23 protein-coding genes and 1 tRNA gene are annotated in these 24,813 nt (G+C 68.2%); 14 read left to right on the plus strand and 10 right to left on the minus strand.

Going from position 1 to position 24,813, the window contains the following annotated elements; genetic code table 11:
* The first annotated feature begins 125 nt into the window (after nt 1–125).
* Together ACTJIL_RS01085 and ACTJIL_RS01090 are read left to right on the plus strand one after the other, a co-directional pair.
* On the plus strand, nt 126–2,390 hold the full coding sequence (locus ACTJIL_RS01085) for a M4 family metallopeptidase (protein WP_440753766.1): 2,265 nt from the start codon (nt 126–128) through the stop codon (nt 2,388–2,390).
* A 146-nt stretch (nt 2,391–2,536) separates the two neighbouring features.
* Nucleotides 2,537–4,768 (plus strand): M20/M25/M40 family metallo-hydrolase, encoded by a 2,232-nt coding sequence (locus tag ACTJIL_RS01090; protein WP_440753767.1) that lies wholly within the window; start codon nt 2,537–2,539, stop codon nt 4,766–4,768.
* A gap of 89 nt (nt 4,769–4,857) precedes the next feature.
* Here ACTJIL_RS01090 and ACTJIL_RS01095 read toward each other — a convergent pair whose 3' ends face one another.
* The 3 genes from ACTJIL_RS01095 to wrbA form a co-directional block, all read right to left on the minus strand.
* A complete protein-coding gene (locus ACTJIL_RS01095; protein ID WP_027080675.1) occupies nt 4,858–5,343 on the minus strand; it encodes an asparaginase domain-containing protein in 486 nt (161 codons plus the stop codon).
* 80 nt (nt 5,344–5,423) lie between these two features.
* Nucleotides 5,424–5,768, minus strand: a complete 345-nt coding sequence (locus tag ACTJIL_RS01100) for a DUF2069 domain-containing protein (protein ID WP_440753768.1) — start codon at nt 5,766–5,768, stop codon at nt 5,424–5,426.
* Complete coding sequence (wrbA, locus tag ACTJIL_RS01105) at nt 5,765–6,355, minus strand: NAD(P)H:quinone oxidoreductase (protein WP_440753769.1); 591 nt, start codon at nt 6,353–6,355, stop codon at nt 5,765–5,767. Before wrbA ends, ACTJIL_RS01100 begins: the two co-directional genes overlap by 4 nt.
* Nucleotides 6,356–6,694: 339 nt before the next feature.
* On the opposite strand from wrbA, the gene ACTJIL_RS01110 reads away from it, so the two are divergent.
* From ACTJIL_RS01110 to ACTJIL_RS01125, 4 genes are all read left to right on the plus strand, one after another.
* A complete protein-coding gene (locus tag ACTJIL_RS01110) occupies nt 6,695–7,969 on the plus strand; it encodes a YihY family inner membrane protein (RefSeq protein WP_440753770.1) in 1,275 nt (424 codons plus the stop codon).
* Nucleotides 7,966–8,583, plus strand: a complete 618-nt coding sequence (locus tag ACTJIL_RS01115) for a TlpA family protein disulfide reductase (protein ID WP_440753771.1) — start codon at nt 7,966–7,968, stop codon at nt 8,581–8,583. The genes ACTJIL_RS01110 and ACTJIL_RS01115 overlap by 4 nt, the downstream gene beginning before the upstream one ends.
* A 3-nt stretch (nt 8,584–8,586) precedes the next feature.
* Nucleotides 8,587–8,856, plus strand: a complete 270-nt coding sequence (locus ACTJIL_RS01120; RefSeq protein WP_440753772.1) for an acylphosphatase — start codon at nt 8,587–8,589, stop codon at nt 8,854–8,856.
* Nucleotides 8,857–8,923: 67 nt separating this feature from the next.
* Complete coding sequence (locus ACTJIL_RS01125) at nt 8,924–9,388, plus strand: hypothetical protein (protein ID WP_440753773.1); 465 nt, start codon at nt 8,924–8,926, stop codon at nt 9,386–9,388.
* A gap of 24 nt (nt 9,389–9,412) precedes the next feature.
* On the opposite strand, the gene ppk2 is transcribed toward ACTJIL_RS01125, so the two are convergent.
* The 6 genes from ppk2 to hemA all read right to left on the minus strand — a co-directional run bounded on the left by ppk2 (nt 9,413) and on the right by hemA (nt 14,190).
* Nucleotides 9,413–10,189 carry a polyphosphate kinase 2 gene (gene ppk2 / locus ACTJIL_RS01130; RefSeq protein ID WP_440753774.1) on the minus strand — a complete coding sequence of 259 codons (777 nt, stop codon included), beginning with the start codon at nt 10,187–10,189 and terminating at the stop codon, nt 9,413–9,415.
* Nucleotides 10,190–10,373: 184 nt separating this feature from the next.
* Nucleotides 10,374–10,715, minus strand: coding sequence for a helix-turn-helix domain-containing protein (locus ACTJIL_RS01135; RefSeq protein WP_440753775.1), 342 nt, complete (start codon nt 10,713–10,715; stop codon nt 10,374–10,376).
* Between the two features lie 2 nt (nt 10,716–10,717).
* Entirely contained in the window at nt 10,718–11,287 is a 570-nt protein-coding gene (gene moaB / locus ACTJIL_RS01140; protein WP_440753776.1) for a molybdenum cofactor biosynthesis protein B, read from the minus strand.
* A gap of 98 nt (nt 11,288–11,385) precedes the next feature.
* Nucleotides 11,386–11,829 (minus strand): N-acetyltransferase family protein, encoded by a 444-nt coding sequence (locus ACTJIL_RS01145; protein ID WP_440755810.1) that lies wholly within the window; start codon nt 11,827–11,829, stop codon nt 11,386–11,388.
* A 14-nt stretch (nt 11,830–11,843) separates the two neighbouring features.
* Complete coding sequence (gene prfA / locus ACTJIL_RS01150; protein WP_440753777.1) at nt 11,844–12,929, minus strand: peptide chain release factor 1; 1,086 nt, start codon at nt 12,927–12,929, stop codon at nt 11,844–11,846.
* Nucleotides 12,907–14,190, minus strand: a complete 1,284-nt coding sequence (gene hemA, locus ACTJIL_RS01155) for a glutamyl-tRNA reductase (RefSeq protein ID WP_440753778.1) — start codon at nt 14,188–14,190, stop codon at nt 12,907–12,909. The genes prfA and hemA overlap by 23 nt, the downstream gene beginning before the upstream one ends.
* Nucleotides 14,191–14,299: 109 nt before the next feature.
* Here hemA and ACTJIL_RS01160 point away from each other — a divergent pair, with 109 nt between their 5' ends.
* The 8 genes from ACTJIL_RS01160 to ychF all read left to right on the plus strand — a co-directional run bounded on the left by ACTJIL_RS01160 (nt 14,300) and on the right by ychF (nt 21,392).
* A complete protein-coding gene (locus ACTJIL_RS01160; RefSeq protein WP_440753779.1) occupies nt 14,300–15,985 on the plus strand; it encodes a tetratricopeptide repeat protein in 1,686 nt (561 codons plus the stop codon).
* Nucleotides 15,982–16,650: a lipoprotein insertase outer membrane protein LolB gene (gene lolB / locus ACTJIL_RS01165; protein WP_440753780.1), complete on the plus strand. Its 669-nt coding sequence runs from the start codon at nt 15,982–15,984 to the stop codon at nt 16,648–16,650. Before ACTJIL_RS01160 ends, lolB begins: the two co-directional genes overlap by 4 nt.
* Nucleotides 16,647–17,555 carry a 4-(cytidine 5'-diphospho)-2-C-methyl-D-erythritol kinase gene (gene ispE / locus ACTJIL_RS01170; RefSeq protein WP_440753781.1) on the plus strand — a complete coding sequence of 303 codons (909 nt, stop codon included), beginning with the start codon at nt 16,647–16,649 and terminating at the stop codon, nt 17,553–17,555. Before lolB ends, ispE begins: the two co-directional genes overlap by 4 nt.
* Before the next feature lie 6 nt (nt 17,556–17,561).
* Nucleotides 17,562–17,638: transfer RNA gene (locus ACTJIL_RS01175), tRNA-Gln, on the plus strand.
* Between the two features lie 151 nt (nt 17,639–17,789).
* Nucleotides 17,790–18,752, plus strand: coding sequence for a ribose-phosphate diphosphokinase (locus tag ACTJIL_RS01180; protein ID WP_440753782.1), 963 nt, complete (start codon nt 17,790–17,792; stop codon nt 18,750–18,752).
* Between the two features lie 157 nt (nt 18,753–18,909).
* Nucleotides 18,910–19,581, plus strand: coding sequence for a 50S ribosomal protein L25/general stress protein Ctc (locus tag ACTJIL_RS01185; protein WP_440753783.1), 672 nt, complete (start codon nt 18,910–18,912; stop codon nt 19,579–19,581).
* Between the two features lie 51 nt (nt 19,582–19,632).
* Nucleotides 19,633–20,214, plus strand: coding sequence for an aminoacyl-tRNA hydrolase (pth, locus tag ACTJIL_RS01190; RefSeq protein ID WP_440753784.1), 582 nt, complete (start codon nt 19,633–19,635; stop codon nt 20,212–20,214).
* A gap of 86 nt (nt 20,215–20,300) precedes the next feature.
* Nucleotides 20,301–21,392, plus strand: a complete 1,092-nt coding sequence (gene ychF, locus ACTJIL_RS01195; RefSeq protein ID WP_440753785.1) for a redox-regulated ATPase YchF — start codon at nt 20,301–20,303, stop codon at nt 21,390–21,392.
* 248 nt (nt 21,393–21,640) lie between these two features.
* Here ychF and ACTJIL_RS01200 read toward each other — a convergent pair whose 3' ends face one another.
* A complete protein-coding gene (locus ACTJIL_RS01200; RefSeq protein ID WP_440753786.1) occupies nt 21,641–24,715 on the minus strand; it encodes a TonB-dependent receptor in 3,075 nt (1,024 codons plus the stop codon).
* Nucleotides 24,716–24,813 lie beyond the last annotated feature (98 nt).

The following is a 24,813-nucleotide window of genomic DNA, read 5'->3' on the forward strand; positions in this document are numbered from 1 at the left end:
CCAGAAAAAGCAGTGTTCAAGCCGGATGCGGGCGAACAAGCCCGTGCCGGTGCAGTTGGAAAAGCGTCGAGAGAGATCGCCATGCCGGCGATCGACATATCCAACCATTCGGGAGACAAGCAATCGTGACCCATTCCAGCAGACATCCAATCGCACTCTTCGTCGTGACACCGCTGGCGCTCGCGCTCGCGGCGGTTTCGGCGCAGGCGGCGAACCGCGTCGACCTGCAGAAGCAGAACGTGGCAGCGCTCAACAGCCAGTACGCCAACGCCAGCGTGGCGATCGGCGTCAGCAAGCAGGCCAACCTGCGCCATGCCGAAATGCTCGCGCTCGACGCCCACTCGGCGCTGACCGTGGTCAACGCCCGCGCCATCGAGAACGGCGCGCGCAACTACCGCTATGCGCAGACCTGGAACGGCATCCCGGTGTACGGCGAGCAGATCGTCGTCAGCGAGGACGCCAATGGCCAGGTGCGCGCGATGTTCGGCCGCAAGGTCACCGGCCTGGAGAGCGAGCTCCCGGCGACGGTCGCGCCGAAGCTGACCGGCGCCCAGGCGCTGGCCACCGCCAAGCGCGCGACGCTGGGCAACCGCCTGCTGGCGATGCGCGTGGAGCGCGAGGAAAGCCGGCAGATGGTCTTCATCGACGACAACGACCGCGCGCACATGGCGTACGTGGTGTCGTTCTTCGCCGACGCGGCCAAGGGCGGCAGCCCGACGCGCCCGGTGGTGATCGTCGATGCCAACAGCGGCCGCATCCTCAAGCAGTACGACAACCTGCAGAACGCCGAGATCGGCACCGGCCCCGGCGGCAACCAGAAGACCGGCCAGTACGAATACGGCACCGACCACGGCTTCCTCGACGTCACCCAGAGCGGCAGCACCTGCACCATGGACAACGCCGTGGTGAAGACGGTGAACCTCAACCACGGCACCAGCGGCAGCACCGCCTTCGGCTATACCTGCCCGCGCAACACGGTGAAGTCGATCAACGGCGCCTATTCGCCGCTCAACGACGCGCACTACTTCGGCAAGGTCATCTTCGACATGTATGACTCCTATGTCGGATCGGCGCCGTTGACCTTCAAGCTGACGATGAAGGTGCACTACAGCAACAGCTACGAGAACGCGTTCTGGGACGGCTCGTCGATGACCTTCGGCGACGGCGCCAGCACGTTCTACCCGCTGGTCAGCCTGGACGTGTCGTCGCACGAGGTTTCGCACGGCTACACCGAACAGAACTCCGGGCTGCAGTACAGCGGCCAGTCGGGCGGCATCAACGAAGCGTTCTCCGACATGGCCGGCGAGGCCGCGGAGTACTTCTTCAACGGCGGCAGCAACGACTTCCTGGTGGGCGCGCAGATCTTCAAGGGCAGCGGCGCGCTGCGCTACATGGCCAACCCGCCGCAGGACGGGCGCTCGATCGGCCATGCCGACGACTACTACAGCGGCATGGACGTCCACTATTCCTCCGGCGTCTACAACAAGGCGTTCTACCTGCTGGCCAACAAGAGCGGGTGGAACACGCAGAAGGCGTTCCAGGCCTTCGCGCGCGCCAACCGTGACTACTGGACCTCGAGCACCGACTTCGACCAGGGTGCCTGTGGCGTCGAAACCGCGGCCACCGACCTGGGCTTCACCAAGGCCGACGTGACCTCGGCGTTCGCCGGCGTCGGCGTGAGCTGCGATGGCGGCACTGGTCCGGGTCCTGATCCGGGCACCGTGGTGCTGTCCAAGGGCGTTCCGGTGACCGGCCAGTCGGGCTCGGCCGGTGCGTCGCTGAGCTACACGCTGGCCGTTCCGGCCGGTGCGTCCAACCTGGTGTTCACGATGTCCGGTGGCACCGGTGATGCCGACCTGTACGTGAAGTTCGGCAGCGCGCCGACCGACAGTTCCTACGACTGCCGCCCGTACCGGGCCGGGAACAGCGAGAGCTGCACCTTCGCCTCGCCTTCCGCCGGCACCTACTACGTGCGCATCAAGGGCTACTCGGCATTCTCGGGCGTGAGCCTGGTCGGCGACTACGGCACCGGAGGCGGCGGTGGCGGTTCGCAAACGTACTCCAACACGACCGACTACGCGATCAGCGACTACGCCACGGTGTACAGCTCGATCACGGTGTCCGGCCGCAGCGGCAACGCGGCGACCTCGACCCAGATCAAGGTGGACATCAAGCACACCTACATCGGTGACCTGAAGGTGGACCTGATCGCGCCGGACGGCAGCGTGTACGGCATGCACAACCGCAGTGGCGGCAGTGCCGACAACATCATCAAGACCTACACCGGCAACCTGTCGAGCGAAGCCCTCAATGGCACCTGGCGGTTGCGCGTGACCGACAGCGGCTGGGGCGACACCGGCAAGATCGACAGCTGGAGCGTCACGTTCTGAAGAAGTCCATGGCCCCGGTCGCAAGACCGGGGCTTTTCTTCAGCAGGCAAGGCGCGCATGCCACGCGGCATGGCGCCATTGCCACCCTTGCCGGATTACATCGATCCGGCGGCCGCACGGCTGCCGGATCGTCAAGGAGCGACTCGATGACACCACGCACTTTGCTCGCCGGGCTGGTTGCCGGCGCCCTGCTGGCCGGCATGCCGGACGCGCAGGCTTCGACTGCGTCCCACGCCAACCATGCCGATGAAACCGCCGCACTGGGCCTGGAGCAGGACCCCTTCGCCCCCGTTTTCATCGTCGTCTCGGACGACACATACCGCAACGGCCTGCAGGCGATCGCCCGCGATGGCGTGGCGCGCCGCGACAGCGTCGGCAATCGCCTGGTGGTCGCGCGGATCCGGGCCAACCAGCTCGGGCAGGTCAGCACGCTGATCCACGAGCGGGAGAAGCGCTGCGGCGGATACTTCGCCTTCGCCAGCCGCGCCGACGCCGATGCATTCGTCGCCGCCGACCGATCCGCGCTGGCGCGCAACACCGTGTTCCTGGCCAACTACACGGTCGACAACCAGGCCACGGTCGGCCCGTGGTTGTCGCAGGTCCAGGAAGCCGGCATCCGCGACACCATCGAACACCTCTCGACCGCCTGGCCGAACCGCTACTACGCCAGCAGCCACGGACAGGCCGCGGCGGAGTGGATCCGCGACACATGGCTGTCGCTCGCCAACGGCCGCAGCGACGTCAGCGCCGAACTGTTCACCGCCTGCAGCACCTGTTCCACCCAGCCGTCGGTGATCCTGACGGTGCAGGGCACGGAACTGCCGAACGAGATCGTCGTGCTCGGCGGCCATCTCGATTCGATCTCGTACTCCGGCAGCGGCGACAGCATGGACGCGCCCGGCGCCGACGACGACGCCTCGGGCATCGCCACGCTGACCGAGGTGATCCGCATCGCGCTCGCCAGCGGCTGGCAGCCGAAGCGGACCGTGAAATTCATGGGCTACGCCGCCGAGGAAGTGGGCCTGCGCGGCTCGAACGCCATCGCGCAGTCGTTCCAGGGCGCGGGCAAGAACGTGGTCGGCGTGCTGCAGCTGGACATGACCAACTACGCGATCGGCGCCAGCGACGACATGCAGCTGATCACCGACAACAGCAATGCCGGCCTGCAGCAATTCGTGCGCGACGTGTTCGACGAATACCTCGCGCCGCTGGGCCTGACCCGCGGCACCTACACCTGCGGTTACGGGTGCTCGGACCACGCTTCCTGGACCAGCGCCGGCTATCCGGCGGCGATGATGTTCGAGGCCGGGTTCAACAACGACATCCACACGCCCGACGACACCCTGGCGAACATGGGTGGCAACGCCGCACCCAGCGTCGCGCTGGCCAAGCTGGGCCTGGGCTTCCTCGGCGAGCTGGCCAAGACGTCCGGTGGCGGCGGTGGCGAGAACAGCCCGCCGGTGGCGGATTTCACGGCAAGTCCGGACGGGCTGGCGGTGGTCTTCACCGATGCATCGAGCGACGGCGACGGCAACATCGCGTCGCGCAGCTGGGACTTTGGCGATGGCGGCAGCAGCAACGCGGCCAATCCCGTCCACACCTATGCCGCCGGTGGCACCTACAGTGTCACCTTGACGGTGGTCGACGACGATGGCGCCAGCAACGCCAAGACCTTGCCGGTCACCGTGAGCGGAGGCGGCAGCGGCGGTGGAACGCTGGAGAAGGGCGTGCCGGTGACCGGGCAGTCCGGTGGCGCGGGCCAATCACTCGCGTACACGCTGGACGTGCCGGCCGGCGCCTCGAACCTGGTGTTCACGATGTCCGGCGGCAGCGGCGATGCCGACCTGTACGTCAAGTTCGGCAGCGCGCCCACCGACAGTGCCTACGACTGCCGGCCGTACAAATCCGGCAACAGCGAAGCGTGCACCTTTGCGTCGCCTTCGGCCGGTACCTGGCACGTGCGGATCAAGGGCTACTCGGCGTTCTCGGGCGTGAGCCTGGTGGGCGACTACGGCACGGGCAGTAGCGGTGGCGGCACGCAGACCTACGCCAACACGGACGATGTCGCGATTGGCGACTACGCCACGGTGTACAGCCCGATCACGGTCTCCGGCCGCGGCGGCAAGGCGTCGGCATCCACGCAGGTCGACGTCGACATCCGGCACACCTACATCGGCGACCTGCGGGTCGACCTGGTGGCGCCCGACGGCAGCGTGTACCTGCTCCAGAACCGCAGTGGCGGCAGCGCCGACAACATCATCAGGACCTATACCCTCGACCTGTCGGCCGAAGACCTCGACGGGATCTGGCGACTGCGCGTCAGCGACCGCGGCAGGGGCGACACCGGCAAGATCGACAGCTGGAGCGTCACGTTCTGACGGTAGCGCCTTCGGAGCAATGGAATCCCGGCAAGAGCCGGGATTCCCTTTTTTTCCTACCAAAGGCAGTGTGCGGTGCGTATCGGCCCTCAGATCGCCTCGAACCGGTTCGCGTCCACGTTCTTGCGGACCTTGAGCGGATCCCAGATGCGGCCGTTCATGGCGATGTAGACCCCCGGCGCCAGCGACTGCACCGCGCCGACCGCGCAGCCGATGTTGAATTCGGCGTCCGAGCCGCGGAAGCGGGCCGGGTTCAGCGCGCCGGTCAGGACGATGGTCTTGTCCGCGATCGTGGCGAGCACCTTGGCGGTGTCGACCATGGTGTCGGTGCCGTGGGTCACCAGCACCTGCCGCGCCGGCTGCGCGGCGATGGTGGCGCGCAACAGCTCGCGGTCTTCGGCGTTGATGTGCAGCGAGTCCTTGCGGATGATCGGGATCACCCGGAAACGGAACGCGACGCCGAGCTCCTCGAGAATGCGGCCGATCTGCGGCTCGCCGACCTGGTAGTCGGACTTGTCGTCGAAATACACCTTGTCGATGGTGCCGCCGGTGGTGACGACGAGGAGCTCGTCCATCCTGTTCATCCTGTACTGCAATGGGAACGTGGTTGCGGTTGTTTGGGGAGCGGCCACGGCTGCTCCTACCGGCGTGGATTCTAGCGCCCGAAGCGCGCGCGCAGCCCGGGCCAGTTCGCCGCCACGATGATCACAAGCGCCAGCACGATCTCGGCCCAGGCGTAAACGCCGTCGGCAGGCCGGCTCCAGGCCACCATCACCCCGTGCGAGAACCAGAACAGGCCAAGCACGCCCGCCCAGAACCCGCCCCGGGACGCCGTGGTGCCGCCGCGCAGCACGGCGGCAAGTGCCAGTAGCGGCGGCAGGGTGAACACCAGCAGCGCGGCGAGGCGGTGGCGATCGCCGTGGAACCACAGCGTGAACAGTGCCGCGAGCGCGAACAGCGACACCGCAAGCACGATGCGCGAACGGGTACGAGCGGTCATGCGAGCTTCGCCGCGATTAAGGCCACGCGGCGGCCGAGCGCGCGCGCCAGCGACGCTTCGTCGTCGCTGGGCTGCGGGTCGTCCTGCAGGCCGGAGACATGGCTGGCGCCGTAGGGCGTGCCGCCGCCGCGGGTGGTGTTGAGCGCAGCCTCGGTGAACGGGATGCCCACGATCACGCAACCGTGGTGCAGCAGCGGCAGCATCATCGACAGCAGCGTCGATTCCTGGCCGCCGTGCATCGTCGCGGTGGACGTGAACACCGCCGCCGGCTTTCCGACCAGCGTGCCGCTGGCCCATTGCGCACCGAGATTGTCGATGAAGTGCTTGAGCGGTGCGGCCATGTTGCCGAACCGGGTTGGGCTTCCGAGGACCACGCCGGCGCATTCGTCCAGGTCGGCGGCCTGCACGTACGGCGCGCCGTCCTCGGGCACCGGTGGCGCTGCGACCTGCGTGGTTGCCGCCACCGGCGGCACCGTGCGCAGCCGCGCGCTCATGCCGTCGACTTCGCCGATGCCGCGCGCGACGTGGCGTGCGAGCCGGGCGACCGAGCCGCCGCGGCTGTAGTAGAGGACGAGGATGTCGGGCATGGCGTGCGTCGCGGCGCGGGAATGACGGCATTGTCGCAGGTCGGGAGCAATGTGCAGCCGAGGCGGCTGCATGTGCGGAACACGCTCCCCGACGCCGCTTGTCGATCCCGGCCCCTGTCATCCCGAGCGCAGCGAGGGATCTTCTCCGGCGGCAGGAGGGCGAGATCCCTCGCTGTGCTCGGGATGACAGGAGGGGTGATGACGGAGGAGGCGCTGTTGATGACACGGGAAGCGCTCCGGTGGACGGCAGAACCGATCGCGGTGGCAGGGCAGGGCGCAAGCCGCAGGCCCGGCACCGCCAGCGCCGTGCCGCCCGCCGCCTTTGCTACCCTTCGCTCGATGGAGCCCCTCGACACCCTGTACCGCTGGAGCGAACGCATCCACGACCGCGCGCGGACGGGGACGTTCCTGCGCTTCCTGTGGCGCCGGTTCCTCGACGACCGCCTGTTCGAGTCGGCCGGCGCGCTGTCGTTCACGATGGTGTTCGCGCTGGTGCCGCTGTCGATGGTGGTGTTCGGGGTGCTGTCGGCATTCCCGGTGTTCAACAAGTGGAGCGACCAGCTCAGCGACTACATCTTCTCCAACTTCGTGCCCGGCTCGGCGCGTGCGATCGAGGGCTACCTGCGCGAGTTCTCGCAGAACACCGGCCAGCTCACCACGGTCGGCGTGATCGCACTGGTGGTGTCGCTGCTGATCACCCTGGTCAGCGTCGAGGCCACGTTCAACAAGATCTGGCGGGTGAAGACCGCGCGCCCCAAGTTCAGCCGCTTCCTCGTCTACTGGACGGTACTGACCCTCGGCGCCCTCGTGGCCACCGCCAGCCTCGCGCTGTCGACCCGGTTCTTCGCGCTGGGCATCTTCAAGAGCGCGTCCGGGCAGTGGCTTGAAGGCGTATTGCTGCAACTTGCGCCGATGCTGATCGAATGGCTGGCCTTCACCGCGATCTATCGGGTCGTCCCGCATCGCACCGTGCAGTGGCGGCACGCCGTGGCCGGCGCGGCGTTGGCGGTATTCCTGCTTGAATGCGTGAAAGGGGGCATCGGCCTCTATCTTGGCAGCTTCGGCGCCTACTCCAAGATCTACCAGCAGGTCGCGTTCGTGCCCATCTTCCTGCTGTGGATCTACTTCGGCTGGGTCTCGATCCTGCTCGGCGCCTCGTTTGCGTCCTCGATCTCGGCCTTCCGTTACCAGCCGGCCTCGATGCGCCTGCCGGTCGGGCACGAGCTGTACGGCCTGCTGCGCATGCTCGGGCGCTTCGCGATGGCGCGCCAGGACGGCAAGGGCCTGCACAGCGACCAGATCCAGGGCATGGAGCCGATGCTCACCGATGCCCTGGTGCAGCAGATGCTGGCGCAGCTGAGCGAGATCGGCCTGGTCACCCGCGCCGAATCCGGCGAGTGGCTGCTGGCGCGCGATCTCGACGACCTGTCGCTGGCCGAACTGTACGAAGCCTGCAACCTGCGCATCCCGATCAACGAAGCGCACCTGCCGTGCCGCGACGACGCGCTGGGCATGAATGCCATCCGCACGCTCGACGAGTTGCGCATCCCCCTGCGCGAACTGCTCAAGCGCCGTGTCTCCAGTCTCTACGACCTCCCCAGGGAACCGTCATGAACCACCGCCACCTGATCGCCCTGTGCCTGCTCGCCGCCATGCTCGCCGCCTGCAAGCGCCCGGCGGATGACGCAACGGCGCCATCGCCGTCGCCCGATGCGCAGCAGCAGGCGCCTGCCGCGAATGCCGCCAAGGCGCCCGAAACGCCGCCGACCGCCGAAGTCACCGGCAAGCCCGAAATGCCGACGCTGCGCACCACCACCATCGACGGCAAGCCGTACGACCTGGCCCAACACCGCGGCAACTGGGTGGTGGTGAATTTCTGGGCCACCTGGTGCGCGCCGTGCCTGAAGGAGATGCCGGAACTGTCGGCGCTCGACGCCATGCGCCAGCATGTCGAGGTCATCGGCCTGGCCTACGAGGACATCGATCCCGAGGAGTTGCGTGCCTTCCTCGAGAAGCATCCGGTGGTCTATCCGGTGGCCATCATCGACGTCTACAACCCGCCGGCCGACTTCGCCACGCCGCGCGGCCTGCCGATGACCTACCTGATCGCGCCCGACGGCAAGGTGGCCAAGCAGTTCCTCGGTCCGGTGAGCGCCAAGGACATCGAAGGCGCGATCGCCGCCGCCGGCGGCCCCACCGCGGATTCCGGGTCGGACGCCAAGGACTGAGCGATGGCGGCCGCGCGTTTCCTGGTCAGCGGCAAGGTGCAGGGCGTGTTCTTCCGCGCCGGCACGCGCGAGCAAGCGTGGCGACTGGGACTACGTGGCCACGCCCGGAACCTCGCGGATGGTCGCGTCGAAGTTGTGGTCGCCGGGGATGCCGCGGCCATTGAAGCATTCGCCGGATGGCTGCGGCGCGGCCCGCCGATGGCACGCGTGGAAAGCGTGGAGCACGCGGCGTTTGATGAGGTTGAAGCAGGCGGCGGTTTCGTGATTCGCTAGAGGCATGTGCGAGGCCGGCACGAAGCCCGTGCCTGCGATCGGCTCCATCAGACAGGGATGGTCTTCCATGCAACAAAATCCGTACGCCGCACCCACTGCAGTGCTCCGTGGCGATGCCGCCGGCGCCGTTCGCCTGTATTCGCCTTCGCAGGTCGCCTGCGGCGCGCTTGTGGGCGGGCCGGTGGGGCTCATCTACTTTCTCCGGGCGAACTTCTCGGCGCTGGGCAATGATCGGCTGGTGACAACGACGCTGTTGGTGGGCGTCGCCCTGATCGTTGCCCTGATCGCGATCCTGCCGCTGCTGCCCGAAGACTTTCCCGGTTCGCTGCTTTCGATCCTGTACATCGTCACCGGTCGCCACGTCGCCGAGAAGCACCAGATAAGCAAGCAGGCCATCGCCGCATCGGACCGCTTTGCGTTCCATTCGAACTGGCGAGTGTTCTGGATCGGGTTGTTGTGCCTGCTCGCTTCGTTCGTCGTTCTCGTGTTGCCGCTGATGCTGTTGGCGGCCGCCGGGGTGTGGACTCCCTGACCGGGCAAGCGCGCGGACGCAGGTTCAGTTTTCGAACGGCGTGATCGGTTTCAATACGCCGTAACGTTCCTTCAGCAGCCTGCCCGGCAGGGGCGGGAATTCGATGTCCGCGGGCGGCACATGGGTGTCCGGCAGGCGGTCGAGCAGGTCGCGGATCAATGTCAGGCGGCCGCGCTTCTGGTCGTTGAAGTCCACCAGCGTCCATGGCGCATATTTCGTGTGCGTGGCTTTCAGCATCGCCTCGCGGGCACGGGTGTAGTCGGCGTAGGCGCTGCGGGCCTTGAGGTCGATCGGCGAGAGCTTCCAGCGCTTGAGCGGGTCGTCCAGGCGTTCGGCGAAACGCTCCTCCTGCTGCGCCTGGTCGGTGCACAGCCAGTACTTGAACAACACGATGCCGTCGTCGACCAGCAGCTTCTCGAACGCCGGCGCCTGCTGCAGGAACGCCTTGACCTGCGCGTCGCTGGCGAAGCCCATCACCTTCTCGACGCCGGCGCGGTTGTACCAGCTGCGGTCGAACAGCACGAGTTCGCCGGCCGCGGGCAGGTGCGGCACGTAGCGCTGGAAATACCACTGCGTGCCCTCGCGGTCGTTGGGCTTGGGCAGCGCGACGATGCGGCACTGGCGCGGATTGAGGTGATCGGAGATCGCGCCGATGACGCCGCCCTTGCCGGCGGTGTCGCGACCCTCGAGCACCACCAGTACGCGCTTGCCGGTATGCGCGAGCCAGCGCGCCATCGCGACGAGTTCGAGCTGCATCGGTTCGAGCTGTTTCTCGTAGGGCTTGCGCTTGAGTTTCTTCATGCGGGATTCCTGCGGGCGGTGAGCATGCGACCGATGCCGGTTCGATACCGTCAACGGAAGCCCGGGGCGCTCATTTCGAGTGTCGCGAAATGCGCTTCACGACATCGCATCTTGTCGATCCATTCTGCATGCCAGGGTTCCTTGCTGCGCCCGGAATGACAATGCCGGCTTGCCCTGGGCTTCTCTAGTATTTCTTCCGCGCGGCCTTGTGGCCGGCCATGCCGCGCGCCACTTCCAGCAACGCACCCTGCTGGCGGGTGTTGAGGTCGCGGTAGGCGGCAAGCAGGTCGTGCTCGCCTTTCGTACGCGCAGGGTCGAGGGTGCTGGCCAGTTCCGACAGTAGCGCGCCGGCGGGCACGCCGAAGGTGCGGGCGAGGGCGTCGAGCTGGTCGCGGCCGGGCAGCTTGTCGCCGCGCATCCACGCCGACACTGTGGCCACGCCGGCACGCGGAATCGCGGTGGCGATGTCGGTCACGGTCAGGCCGCGTGCCTTGGCCAGCAGTCGCAGGGTCTGGTCGATGGACATGTTCACTCCTCTTTCGATCGTCCCTGATCGGGATCCCGCATACCCATGTGCGGGCCTTCCAACAGGCGCGGCTTCAATGTCGCGAGGTTGCACGGACGCGTGCGCGCGTCGAGCTGTGCGCGGATGATCTTCTCCCATGCCGTGCGGCAGGCCGACGTGGAGCCGGGCAGGCAGAACACGAACGTGCCATTCGCCAGCCCGGCGAAGGCGCGCGACTGCAGCGACGAGGTGCCGATCTCCTCGAAGCTGATCGCGCGGAACAGCTCGCCGAAGCCGGGCATTTCCTTGTCCAGCAGCGGCAGCAGCGCCTCGGGCGTGGAATCGCGGCCGGTGAAGCCGGTGCCGCCGGTGACCAGCACGCCGTCCACGGCCTCGTCGGCGATCCAGCGCGACACCACGGCGCGCAGACGGTAGCGGTCGTCGGGCAGCAGGGTGCGTTCGTGCAGGCGATGGCCCTCGGCTTCGAGCGCGGCGGCGAGGTAATCACCGGAGCTGTCCTCGGCCCGCGTGCGCGAGTCGGAGACGGTCAGCACGCACAAGGACAGCGGGACGGGATCGGATTCTGCGGTCATGGCGCGAAGCCTAGCGCAAGGCTGGTTTGGCTGCCTGTCCAGGGGGTGTGATCTTTTCAGCAAAAGAACACCCATCTGTTGGGCTTGTGAGGCAAGCCTTACAGGCCCAGCGAATACCACTGCGTCGCGTCCTCGTGCCAGCCGGCGTCGCGATACAGGGCGCGGGCGGCGGCATTGTCGCGAGTCGTTTCGAGGCAGATGCCGGCCGCGCCATCCTCGCGCGCGAAGGTGGCGGCGGCGTCGAGCAGGGCGCGGGCCACGCCGTTGCGGCGCGCAGCGGCGTCCACGTAGAGATCGTTGAGGATCCAGGTCCTGGCGGTGCGCACCGAGGAGAACATCGGATACAGCTGGACGAAGCCCGCGGCCGTGCCGTTGCGCCTGGCCACCAGCACCACCGATTCGCCGAAGCGCAGTCGTTCGCGCAGCCACTGGCGCGCGCGCGCCAGGTCGGGCGCCTGCCCGTAGAACTGCCGATAGGCGTCGAACAGCACGGCCAGCGCGTCGAGGTCGGCCGGGCCGGCGCGTGAAATCGTGGTGGCCATCGTGGTGTCCATGCTCATGCCTCCTGCGTCAGCCGCGCGAGTTCATCGGCCTGGTGTTCGCGTGACAGGCGCTCGACCAGCGGGTCCAGCGCGCCTTCGAGCACGTTCGGCAGGTCGTACAGGGTCAGGCCTTCGACGCGATGGTCGGTGATCCGGCCCTGCGGATAGTTGTAGGTGCGGATGCGCTGGCTGCGGTCGCCGCTGCCGACCTGCAGCTTGCGGCTCTGCGCCGTGGCCGCGGCCTGCTTCGCGGACTCGGCATCGACCAGCATCGCCTTGAGCCGCTTCATTGCCTTGTCGCGGTTGGCGTGCTGCGAGCGCTCGGTCTGCGATTCGACCACGATGCCGCTGGGCACGTGGGTGATGCGGATCGCCGACTCGGTCTTGTTGACGTGCTGGCCGCCGGCGCCGGAGGAACGGAAGGTGTCGACCTTGAGGTCGGCGGGATTGATCTCGATCGGCGGGCCGCCCTCTTCGATCGGGATGATCGCCACGGTCGCCGCCGAAGTGTGGATGCGGCCCTGCGATTCGGTTTCCGGCACGCGCTGCACGCGGTGGGTGCCGGACTCGAACTTCAGGTGCGCGTATGCGCCGCGGCCCTCGACGCGGGCGATGACCTCGCGGAAACCGCCGTGCTCGCCGGTGCTGGCGGACTCGACTTCGATCCGCCAGCCCTGGCGTTCGGCGTAGCGGGTGTACATGCGCAGCAGGTCGCCGGCGAAGATCGCGGCTTCGTCGCCGCCGGTGCCGGCGCGGATTTCCAGGTACAGGTCGCCCTCGTCGCGCGCGTCGCGCGGCACCAGCAGCGCCATCAGCGTGGTGTCGAGTTCGGCCAGGCGCGCGTTGACGGCGGCGATTTCCTCGTCGGCCAGCTCGCGCAGCTCGGGATCCGCCTGCATCGCCTGCGCGGCGGCGAGGTCGTCGCGCGCCTGGCGTTCGTCGGCGAGCGCGGCGGCGACCGGCTCGAGCTGGGAGAACTCGCGCGAGAACGCGCGGAAGCGGTCCTGGTCGGCGGCGACGCCGGGATCGGCGAGCAGGCGTTCGAGTTCGTCGCGTCGTTCGGCCAGGGCCTCGAGCTTACGGCGCAGGGTCGGCAGCATCGTCGTCCTTGTCGGCGCCCGTTCCGTGCATCAGCCGGTCGACGGCGTGCATCAGTTCGGTGTCGCCGCTGATCGCGGCCTCGCGCAGCGCCACGGTCGGCGCGTGCAGCAGGCGGTTGGTGAGGGTGTGGGCGAGGAAGTCGAGCGCCGCCTCCGGCGACTGGCCGGCGGCGAGCTGCTGCTTCGCCTTCGCCAGCACTTCGGCGCGGGTGCTTTCGCCGTGCGCGCGCAGGCGCTTGAGCGGTGCGTTGCGGGTGCCGGCAGCGAGCACTTCCACGTAGCGCGCGACCTGCAGCTCGACAATGGCCTCGGCCTCGTCGGCGGCCTCGCGGCGATTCTGGCGGTTGTCCTCGACCGCGCGCTCCAGGTCGTCGACGGTGTACAGGAAGGCGTCCTTGAGCGTGGCCACGTCCGGCGCGATGTCGCGCGGCACGGCCAGGTCGAGCAGCAGCATCGGCCGGTGGCGGCGCGCGGCCAGCGCCGCTGCGACCTGCGCCTTCGACAGGACCGGCGTGCGGCTGGCGGTGGCCGAGAACACGATGTCGGCCAGGAACAGGTGGCGGTCGAGTTCGTCCAGCGGCAGCGCCACGCCGCCGTGGCGCGCGGCCAGGTCCTGCGCGTGCGCGTAGGTGCGGTTGGCGACCAGCAGTTGCTTGACCTTGGCCTGGGCGAGGTGGCGCGCGGCCAGCTCGATGGTCTCGCCGGCGCCGATCAGCAGCACGGTCGAATCCGAGGGCTGCGCGAACGACTCCTGCGCCAGCCGCACGGCCACCGACGCCACCGACACCGGACTGTTGCCGATCCGCGTTTCGGTGCGCGCGCGCTTGGCGGTGACGAAGGCGTGCTGGAACAGGCGGTCGAGCTGCCCGCCCAGCGTGCCGGCGCCGCGCGCGGTGGCCCAGGCGTGCTTGACCTGGCCGAGGATCTGCGGCTCGCCGAGGACCAGCGAATCGAGCCCGGTGGCGACCCGGAACAGGTGCCGCACCGCGTCGCCGTCCTGGTGGCGGTACAGGTAGGCGCGCAGGTCGCCGCTCTCGGACGGGTGCGTGGCCAGCCAGTCGACCAGCGCGCTGCCGTCGTCGTCGGTCACCGCATAGAGTTCGGTGCGGTTGCAGGTCGACAGCAGCGCCACCTCGCGCACCTGCGGCAGTGCATGCAGGCCCGCTAGCGCAGGCGCCACCGCGTCGTCATTGAAGGCGACGCGCTCGCGCAATGCGACCGGTGCGGTCTGGTGGTTGATGCCGAGTGCGAACAGGCTCATGGAGGGCGGGCTGCACGGATGGCAGGGGCGATCAGGCGCTCCTGCATTCAGGCGCTTGCGATAAGCTCATTGGACTTGAGGCCGACATTTTACGGCCCGGCTGCGCCAGATGCCCGTAACGCTTCGTTTCCCGCTTTCAACCCTGCTCCCGGCCCTGCTGTTCGCCGCCTGTTTCGTGCCCCTGCCGGGGTTGGCCAAGCCGCCGGCGGCCAAGGCGCCGGACACCCTGGTCGCCACCATGGCCGGTGAATACGCGCTGCTCGCGGGGCGCCTGGACGAGGCCGCCGACTGGTACCTGCAGGCGGCGCGCAGCGCCGAAGGCGACGCCGGCCTGGCCGAGCGCGCCACCCGCATCGCGCTGCTGGGCAACGACAACGCCCGCAGCGCCCAGGCGCTGAAGCTGTGGCGCCAGCGTGCGCCGTATTCGCTGGCGATGGGCTCGGCCGAGGCCACCCTGTCGCTGCGCGACAACAAGCTGCGGGCCGCGCGCCGACAGTTGGAAGCGCTGCTGCGCGACCCGGACCCCAAGGGCTGGCGCTACGCCGTGGCGGCCATGGGCAGCGGCGGCAAGGATCCGAAAGCCACGGCCAGGGTGCTGGGCGAACTGGTCGGCTCCGGCGCGATTCCCGACGACCTGCAGGCCTGGCTGGTACTGGGCGGCCTGGCGCAGCGCCTGGGCGATGCGGCCCTGACCGAGCGCATCGTCGCCGCGGTGATCGAGCATTTCCCCGACGAACCCCGGGTGGCCCTGCTGCGGGCCAGCCAGCTGCGCGAGGCCGACAAGCCCGACGAAGCGCGCGCGGTGCTGGCGACCTTGGCGAAAACCGAGCCGATGACGCCCGACCTGCGGCTGTCGATCGCCGCCGAATACGACGCCCTCGGCGACAGCGCCGCCGCTGCGACCATGCTGGCGCAGGGCCCGCAGGACGACCAGCTCTACGGCTTGCGCGCGTCGCTGCTGGCCAAGGCCGACGACAAGCCGGCACTGGGCGAACTCTACGAGGAATTGAAGCAGGGCTCCGCCAGCCCCGACCCCTCGCGCCGCCTGCTGCTCGGCCAGACCGCGGAGTTCCTCGACCGCCATGCCGAGGCCCTGGAGTGGTATCGCAGCGTCGCCGGCGGTCCGCCGCGGGCGCAGGCACGGCTGCGCATCGCCAAGGTGCTGCACGACATGGACCGGGACGCCGAAGCCTGGGCGGCCCTGCGCGAGCTGCAGGCCGATGCCTCGGTCGACGACGATGCGCGTCGCAACGGCTACCTGCTGGAAGCCGAGCTGCGCATGGACGACGGCGACGCCAAGGGCGAACTCGACACCTACGCGCGCGGCCTGGCCGCCTATCCCGACGACCCCGAGCTGCTGTACGCGCGCGGCCTGATGTGGGAGCGCCGCGACGACATCGCGCGCGCCGAGGCCGACTTGCGTCGGATCCTGGTGGCCGATCCGGAAAACGTCGCCGCGCTCAATGCGCTCGGCTACACGCTGGCCGATCGCACCAACCGCTTTGATGAGGCGCTGCAGCTGATCGATCGCGCCCGCGTCGCCGACCCCGACAACCCGGCGATCATCGACAGCCACGGCTGGGTGCTGTACCGGCTCGGCCGCAACGACGAGGCGCTGGCCGAGCTGCGGCGCGCCTTCGCGCTGCAGAAGGACGCCGAGATCGGTGCCCACCTGGGCGAAGTGCTGTGGGTGACCGGCAACAAGGACGAGGCGCGCAAGTATTTCGAGGAGGCGCGCAAGCTCGATCCGGACAACCGCTCGCTCAAGCGCGCGCTGGAAAAGACCGGCGCATGAGCAGGCTGCGCGGCGCCTGCGTGGCCGCCTGCCTGCTGCTGGCAGGTTGCGTCACCGTCCCGAACGGGAAGGGCGTGGCGATCGGCGAGCTGTCGACGGCTGCCGAAGGTGCGGCAATCGCGGCGCAACAGGCGCGCGAACAGCGCCTGCAGGCGCTGCCGACACTGGCTTTCAGCGGCCGCGTTGCGCTGTCCAATGGCCGCAACGGCGGCAGCGGGCGGATCGAGTGGCAGCAGTCGGGCGACCGCTACGCCGTGACCCTGAGCGCGCCGGTGAGCCGGCAGAGCTGGCGGCTCACCGGCGACGCCGCTTCGGCGCGGATCGAGGGCATCGAGGGCGGCCCGCGCAGCGATTCCGACGTGGTGCGCCTGCTGCGCGAGGCGACCGGGCTGGACATCCCGGTCGGCGCGCTGGCGGCGTGGGCGGGCGGGGCGCGCGCGGACGCGGCGGCATTCGGTCCGGCGCGGATGGAATTCACCGCCGACGGGCAACTGGCGCGGATCGAACAGGATGGCTGGACCGTCGACTACCTCGGCTGGCGCGAGGCGCGTCCCGGCGACGGCGGGCCGCCGTTGCAATTGCCCGACCGCATCAACGCCGCGCGCGGCGAGGCCCGGGTGCGGCTGGCGATCGATGCCTGGTCGTGGGCGCCGGAGGCGCCGTGAAGCCGGCGGAGGCGGAAGCGGGCTGGTCGCAGTGGCCGGCGCCGGCCAAGCTCAACCTGTGCCTGCGCATCGTCGGCCGCCGCGCCGACGGCTACCACCGATTGCAGACGGTGTTCCGGCTGCTGGACTGGGGCGACACGATCCGGTTGCGGCCCCGGACCGACGGCGTGGTGGCCCGCCATGGCGCATCGGCGCCGGGAGTGGAGGCGGCCGGCGATCTCACCGTCCGGGCGGCGAAACTCCTGCGACGTGAGTCGAACACCGCGCAAGGTGTCGACATCGTCGTCGAAAAGAGGATTCCCGTGGGCGGCGGCTTCGGCGGCGGTTCGTCCGATGCGGCTACCGTGCTGCGCGCCCTGGACCGTCTCTGGGCGCTGGACCTGGGGCAGGAACGGCTGGCCGCGCTGGGCCTGCAGCTGGGCGCGGACGTGCCGGTGTTCGTCCGCGGGCGCAACGCCTGGGCCGAGGAGGTCGGTGAACGGCTGACCCCGCTGGACCTGCCGCCGGCCTGGTACGTGCTTGCCGATCCCGGTGTCCACGTTGCCACGGCTGAACTCTTCCAGGCCGCCGAATTGACGCGAAATGCCGCGCCCGCGACAATATCCGACTTTGTTTCAGGCGCTTCGCTCGGCAACGCGTTCGAGCCCGTGCTGCGTCGCCGCGAACCCGCCGTCGAAGCGGTGTTCGCCGCGCTGTCACGGGTGGGATCGCCACGGCTGACCGGAACGGGCAGTGGCTGTTTCGTCGAGTTCCCCGACCGGGAGTCCGCCGAAGCCGCGCTGGCGCGATTGCCCACCGGCCTCAGGGCATGGATGGCGCGGGGCGCTGCGCACTCGCCGCTGGTCGACGCGCTTGAGGCATGGCAACAGCGGCAGGCAGGCGGGACGGCGCACACTTCATCTTGAGACTGCAGGGGCGTCGCCAAGAGGCCCAAGGCACCAGGTTTTGATCCTGGCATTCGCAGGTTCGAATCCTGCCGCCCCTGCCATTCCACGCGGATCGTTCCGCAAAGCGCCTGCGCGTTTACGCGCCGGCTTTTCCAAGACACAGCCCGTGCACGGATGCGCGAGTCCCGGTGTTGCAACGGTGGTTTTTGCAACGGTCAGTTCGCAACGGTCAGAGCGCAGCGGAGCACGAACATGAAGAACGAGGACGGCAACCTGCTGATCTTCTCCGGCAACGCGAACAGGCCGCTGGCCCAGGCAGTGTGCCGCGAACTCGGCGTGCGCCCCGGCAAGGCGCTGGTCTCGACGTTCTCCGACGGCGAGGTCCAGGTCGAGATCGAGGAGAACGTGCGCCGGCAGGACGTGTTCGTGCTGCAGTCCACCTGCGCGCCCACCGCCGAGCACTTCATGGAGCTGCTGGTGCTGATCGACGCGCTCAAGCGCGCATCGGCCGACAGCATTACCGCGGTGGTGCCGTACTTCGGCTACGCCCGGCAGGACCGGCGCATGCGCTCGTCGCGGGTGCCGATCACGGCCAAGGTGGCGGCGAAGATGTTCACCGCAGCCGGCGCCGACCAGATGCTGACCGTGGACCTGCATGCCGACCAGATCCAAGGCTTCTTCGACATCCCGGTCGACAACGTCTATGCCTCGCCGCTGCTGCTGGCCGACATCTGGCGCGCGCACGGCACCGACAACCTGATCGTGGTCTCGCCGGACGTCGGCGGCGTGGTGCGCGCGCGGGCCATCGCCAAGCGCCTCGACGACGCGGACCTGGCCATCATCGACAAGCGCCGGCCGAAGGCCAACGTGGCCACGGTGATGAACATCATCGGCGACGTCGCGGGCAAGACCTGCGTGCTGGTCGACGACATCGTCGACACCGCGGGCACCCTGTGCGCGGCGGCGGCGGCGCTCAAGGCGCAGGGCGCGACCAAAGTGGTTGCGTACTGCACGCACCCGGTGCTGTCGGGCGCGGCGATCGACAACGTGAGCAAGTCGCAGCTCGACGAACTGGTGGTCACCGACACGATCCCGCTGTCGGAAGCGGCGAAGGGTTGCCCCAAGATCCGCCAGCTCAGCGTCGCCGAGCTGCTGGCCGAGACTATCCGCCGGATCGCGTTCGGCGAGTCGGTCAGTTCACTGTACGTGGATTGATCCAGGGCCGGGGTTCGTGACTGGGGATTGGGGACTCGAAGAAGCATCGAGCCTCCAGTCCCGATTCCCGATCCCGGGAACGAAAAGCTCACCTGGTCGCGGGTGAGCTTCACAACCGCCGCGAGGCGGTCAACAACAAGCAAAGCGAGTAAACGAAATGTCCGATCAGAAACTTACGGCAACCGGCCGCAAGGACGAGGGGAAGGGTGCGAGCCGCCGCCTGCGTCGTGCGGGCCGCATCCCGGCCATCATCTACGGCGGCAGCGCCGAGCCGCAGAGCATCCAGCTCGAGCAGGAAAAGACCTGGGTCGCCAGCCAGAAGGAATGGTTCTATTCCTCGATCATCGACCTCGACGTCGATGGCAAGGTGGAGAAGGTGCTGCTGCGTGACATGCAGCGCCACCCGTACAAGCAGATCATCATGCACCTGGACTTCCAGCGCGTGAACAAGAACGAGATGATCCGCATGTCGGTGCCGCTGCACTTCATCAACGGCGACACCTCGCCGGCCGGCAAGATCGCCGACGTGGTGATCATGCACGAGCTGACCGAAGTCGCGATCAGCTGCTTGCCGGGCGACCTGCCGCTGAACATCGAAGTCGACCTGTCGGCACTCGAAGTCGGCGACACGGTGCATCTGTCGAAGCTGGTGCTGCCCAAGGGCGTCGAGATTCCGCAGCTCAAGCTCGGTCCGGACCACGACGTGGCCGTGGTCGTGGCCCGCCGCGGCCGTGTCGAGGCCGAAGAGACCGTCGAGGGCGACGAGGCCGCTGCCGAGGCGCCGAAGGCCGCCGAAGCCAAGGGCGAGTCGGAAGGCGAAGAGAAGTAATCGCAGCGCCCGTTGCACCCGAGATGGGTGCAACGGGCGCTTGCGTCTGGAATGGAAGGCTTGCGACTCATCGTCGGGCTGGGCAATCCCGGCCCGGAACACGCACGGACCCGGCACAACGCCGGGTTCCGTTTTGTCGACGTGCTCGCGGACAAGGCGGGCGAACGCTTCAAGATCGACGCCAAGCTGTTCGGCGAGACGGCGAAGATCGACATCGGCGGCCGCAGCGTGTGGCTGCTCAAGCCGGCAACCTTCATGAACCTCAGCGGCAAGTCGGTGCTCGCGGCGATGCGGTTCTGGAAGATCGAGCCGGAGCAAACGCTGCTGGTGCACGACGAACTCGACCTGCCGCCCGGCGTGGCGCGGCTGAAGTTCGACGGCGGCCACGGCGGCCAGAATGGCCTGCGCGACACGATGCGCCTGCTCGGGCATGGGAAATTCCATCGCCTGCGCATCGGCATCGGCCATCCCGGCCACAAGGACAAGGTCACGCCTTGGGTGCTGGGCCGCGCTTCGGCCGGCGATGACATCGAGATCGCACGGGCGATCGACGATGCGCTCGACGTGCTGCCGCTGGCGGTGCAGGGCGATTTCAGCGAGGCGATGAAGCGGTTGCATACGCAACAGCAGTGATGGGCGGTTGGTGATTGGTGATTCGAAAGGGCGTGCATTGCGCCAGGCGAATCACCAATCACGAATCGCGAATCACGGATCCACACATGGGCATCAAATGCGGCATCGTCGGCTTGCCGAACGTCGGCAAGTCGACCCTCTTCAACGCACTGACCAAGGCCGGCATCGCCGCGGCCAACTTCCCGTTCTGCACGATCGAGCCCAACGTCGGCGTGGTGCCGGTGCCGGACCCGCGCCTGAACGCGCTGGCCGAGATCGTCAAGCCGCAGCGGGTACTGCCGACGGCGGTCGAGTTCGTCGACATCGCCGGGCTCGTCGCGGGCGCGGCCAGCGGCGAGGGCCTGGGCAACAAGTTCCTGGCCCACATCCGCGAGGTCGATGCGATCACCCACGTGGTGCGCTGCTTCGAGAACGACGACGTCATCCACGTCAACAACAAGGTCGACCCGATCGCCGACATCGAGACGATCGATACCGAGCTCGCACTCGCCGACCTGGATTCCGTTGACAAGGCACTGCAGCGCGCCGAGCGCTCGGCCAAGACCGGTGACAAGGACGCGAAGGCGCGGGTCGAGGTGCTTGCGCGCGTGCGCGCCGCGCTCGATGCCGGCAAGCCGGCGCGCGCGCTGGACCTGTCCGAGGACGACCGCGCGCAGCTGCGCGATCTGTTCCTGCTGACGCTCAAGCCGGTGATGTACGTGGCCAACGTGCTCGAGGACGGCTTCGAGGACAACCCGCACCTCGACGCGGTGCGCGCGCGCGCGGCAGGCGAGGGTGCTGAAGTAGTGCCGGTGTCGGCGGCGATCGAAGAGGAGTTCTCGCAGCTCGACGACGCCGACCGCGACGAGTTCCTCGCCAGCATCGGGCTCGAGGAGCCGGGCCTGAACCGCGTGATCCGTGCCGCCTACAAGCTGCTCGGCCTGCAGACCTACTTCACCGCGGGCGTGAAGGAAGTGCGGGCGTGGACGGTCAAGGGCGGCTCGACCGCGCCGCAGGCCGCCGGCGTGATCCATACCGACTTCGAGAAGGGCTTCATCCGCGCCGAAACCATCGGCTACGACGACTTCATCAAGTACAAGGGCGAGGCCGGCGCCCGCGATGCCGGGCGCCTGCGCCTGGAAGGCAAGGAATACCGCGTGCAGGAAGGCGACGTGCTGCACTTCCGCTTCAACGTCTGACTTCCGGACACACGTTGGCGTTACAGGGCCCCGCATTGCGGGGCCTTGTCGTATCGCCGGGGCGAAAAATTCACGCGGCCTTGCCGGAACTTCGCGGGAGCAGGTGCAGGTTTTTCCGGGGGAAGGAAGCAATGCGCAGGCGGCCATGCCGCAACGGACGGCGCTTGCGTGCCGGCGTGCCGCTGAAGAGACAACAAGGCCCGCCGATGGCGGGCCTTGCTGATGTTGCCGGGAACAGGGCGATTGGCTTACAGCGGCTTGCCGCCCAGCTTCCAGGTGACCTGCACGTAGTAACTGCGGCCCATGCTGTCGAACCAGGAAGTGTCGTAGTACGGGTAGTTCGACCAGGTGGGGTCTCGCGGCGGCATCTTGTCGAGCACGTTGTTGACCGACAGCGAGACGCGCAGGTGGTCGTTGACATCGTAGCGCGCGCCGGCGTTGAAGCGCCAGGTGGCCTGCGTCCATGCGTCGTTGTCGTAGTTTGCGACGCGGCCAAGGTAGGTGCCGAACAGGCTTGCGCCCCATGCGTCCTTGTCCCAGCTCACGCCCAGGTTGCCCTTGGTGCGGGGCAACGTGGTGGAACTGAAGCTGACGTCCAGCATGTCCTCGGTCGGGTCGCCCGGGTACTGCTGGCGGGTGTGCTTGTGGGCCCAGTTGTAATTGGCATTGAAGTTGAAGTCGCCGGCGCTGGCGGTTTGCAGGCGATAGTTGGCGGTCACGTCGATGCCCGATGTCTCTTCGTTGGCGATGTTGATCGGGCTGAAGTGCACGCTGGTGATGTTGCCGTCGGCGTCGCGGATGACGCGGGCAAGGGCATCCGCACAGGTTGGCGAATTGACCTCCACGGCCGTACCGGTGTCAGTCACGCCCAGGCGGCAGTCGGCCTCGTCAATCTTCAGCCGCTCGCGGCTCTGCGCCTGCACCTGGTTCGCCACGCGGATCTTGTAGTAGTCCATCGCCAGGTCGAAGTTGGCGAACGGCGACCACACGAAGCCTGCCGTGAACGACTTGCTGGTTTCCACGCCCAGTTCCGGGTTGCCGTTGTAGACGTCGAAAGTGCTGACGTCGTAGCTGCCGTCATCGAAACAGTAGCCGTCGGTGGCGTCCGGTTCCGCGGTCCGGCACGTGTAGTAGTCGGTCGAGAAGCGGGTGCGGTAGTAGTCGTCGCCCGCGAACAGGTAATGCATGTCGGGCGCGCGGAAGCCGGTGCCGTAGGAGCCACGCACCAGCAGGGTGTCGACCGGGCGCCATTCCAGTCCGGCGCTGTAGGTGAACTTGCCCGGGTCCTTGTTGGCGTAGCTGTAGCGGTCGTAGCGGCCCGCAAGGCTGGCCTGGAGGCTCGACAGCAGCGGCACGCGCAACTCGCCCGCCGCGCTCCAGCGGGTGCGGCTGCCGTGGCCATCGCCGTAGCGAGGGCCGAAGTAGGCGTCGTCGGTCAGGGCGAGCGGATCGGGGTTGATGCGATAGGACTGGCGACCGTATTCCACCGCGCCGGCGAAGCCGACGTCGCCGGCCGGCATCGAGAACAGCGCCGGGGTATCGGTGGTGAAGCTGAGGTTGTCGTTCTTGGCCACCGGGTGCCAGGTGGACATCGCGCCGATGGTGGCGAACTCGGCTGGCGTCAACGGGGTGAAGAAGCGCGTCGGGTCGGGGTTGTAGATCGCATAGCCGTCGGCGTCGTAGCCAAGCCGGTCGCCGAGGAAGAAGCGGTTGGCGGCGTCGGATTTGATCCGCGGCATGCCCACGACCGCCTTGTACTGGGAATGGTTGTAGGCCCCCTCCCAGTTCCAGTCGTCGCCGAACATGCCCTTGAAGCCGGTCGTCACTGCCGCGGTCTTTTCGGTGGTGACGTTCATGCGGTTTTCCAGCCCGCCGACTTCCTCGGGAGAGAACTGCCGCACCCACAGCTCGTAGCGACCGGTGCCCGCGTTGTAGAACACGCTGTTGCGGTAGTTGTCGGTCGAGGCCGGGTCGTGGAATTCCCAGCCCATGTGGTCGCTGCTCACGTCGTTGCCGTTGGTGCCGGTCAGCAGCTTGACCTTCTGGTATCCCAGCTGGATGTCCGCGAACCAGGACAGGGCGTCGGAGAAGCGGTACTCGAACGAACCGTAGGCGTTGGCGCCCCTGCGCTCGTTCTGGATCGTGCGATACGCGATGGCGCGCTCGCTGCCGCAGTAGGGATCGCCGAACCGGTCTTCAGCCAGCACCGTGGTGCCCTCGTTCAAGCCCGACATCGCCGCGCAGCCGCCGACCGGATCGATGCCGATGTCGTCGTCCCAGTTGTAGGTCTGGGCGATGAGACGGGGCAGGCGCCGGCGCGCCGTCGGCGCGTCGAGGGTGGAGTCCTGGATGTCGCGGTCGGTGCCCCACAGCGGGCGCTTGTCCAGCAATTCCAGGCCGACGATGCCGCTGAAGTCGTTGCGCTCGAAGCCGCTGGTCAGCGTCAGCTTGTGCGACTCGCCGCCCCCCTGGCTGGTGTCGCCATAGCGGTAGTCGATGATGGTGCCGTCGGTGGATTTCTTGAGGATGAAGTTGATCACGCCGGCCATGGCGTCCGAACCGTAGACGGCCGAAGCGCTTCCGGTCAGCACCTCGATGCGGTCGATCATCCCGAGCGGGATGTTGCCGATGTCGGTGAAGTTGCTGCGGCTGTTGAGCGGCAGCGGGAAGTCGGCGATGCGGCGGCCGTTGACCAGCACGAGCGTGTGGTTGGGGCCGAGGCCGCGCAGGTCGACGGCCTGCGCCCCGGGCGTGGACTGGGCGTTGGTCGTGTTCTGCTGGCCCTGCACGCTGCCGCTGTTCTGGCTGAGCGAGCGCAGCACGTCGGGAACGGAGGTGAGCCCGGTGGCGGCGATCTGCTCGGCGGTCATCACCGTGACCGGCGCCGGGCCTTCGATCTGCGCGCGCGGGATGCGCGAGCCGGTGACCTGCACCGTCTGCAGTTCGGTGGTTTCCGGTTCTACCGGCTCCGGTTCCGCTGCAGGCGGCGGCGGGGGAGGCGCGGCAGGGCGGGGCGCCGCCTGCGCATGCTGCTGGCCCTTGACGATGATCACCGCGCCCGATGCATCGCGCTTGGGCACGTAACCGGTGTCCTTCAGCAGCCGGTCGAGCGCCGCGTCGGCCGGCAGGTTGCCCTGCACGCCGCGGGTGCGTGCGCCGCGCAGCTGGTCGGCGCGGTAGATCAGCTGCGCGCCCGATTGCCTGGCCAGGCTGTCGAGCGCTGTGGCCAGGTCGCTGGCGGGAATGTTGATTTGCTGCTGTGCAGGTTCGGCCTGCGCGTAGGCGGACATCGCAAGCAGGCAGGCTGCGGCGATCGGAAGCATGCGGATTCGACTGGACAAAGGACCCCTCCCCGGATGGTGCGGGCGATGCCCGCTCTCACCTTCTACTCGACGAACGAACGACCCAAATCCCACCTGCC

Origin of the sequence: Luteimonas sp. 22616, assembly GCF_052044325.1 — a bacterium.
Lineage (GTDB): Bacteria > Pseudomonadota > Gammaproteobacteria > Xanthomonadales > Xanthomonadaceae > Luteimonas.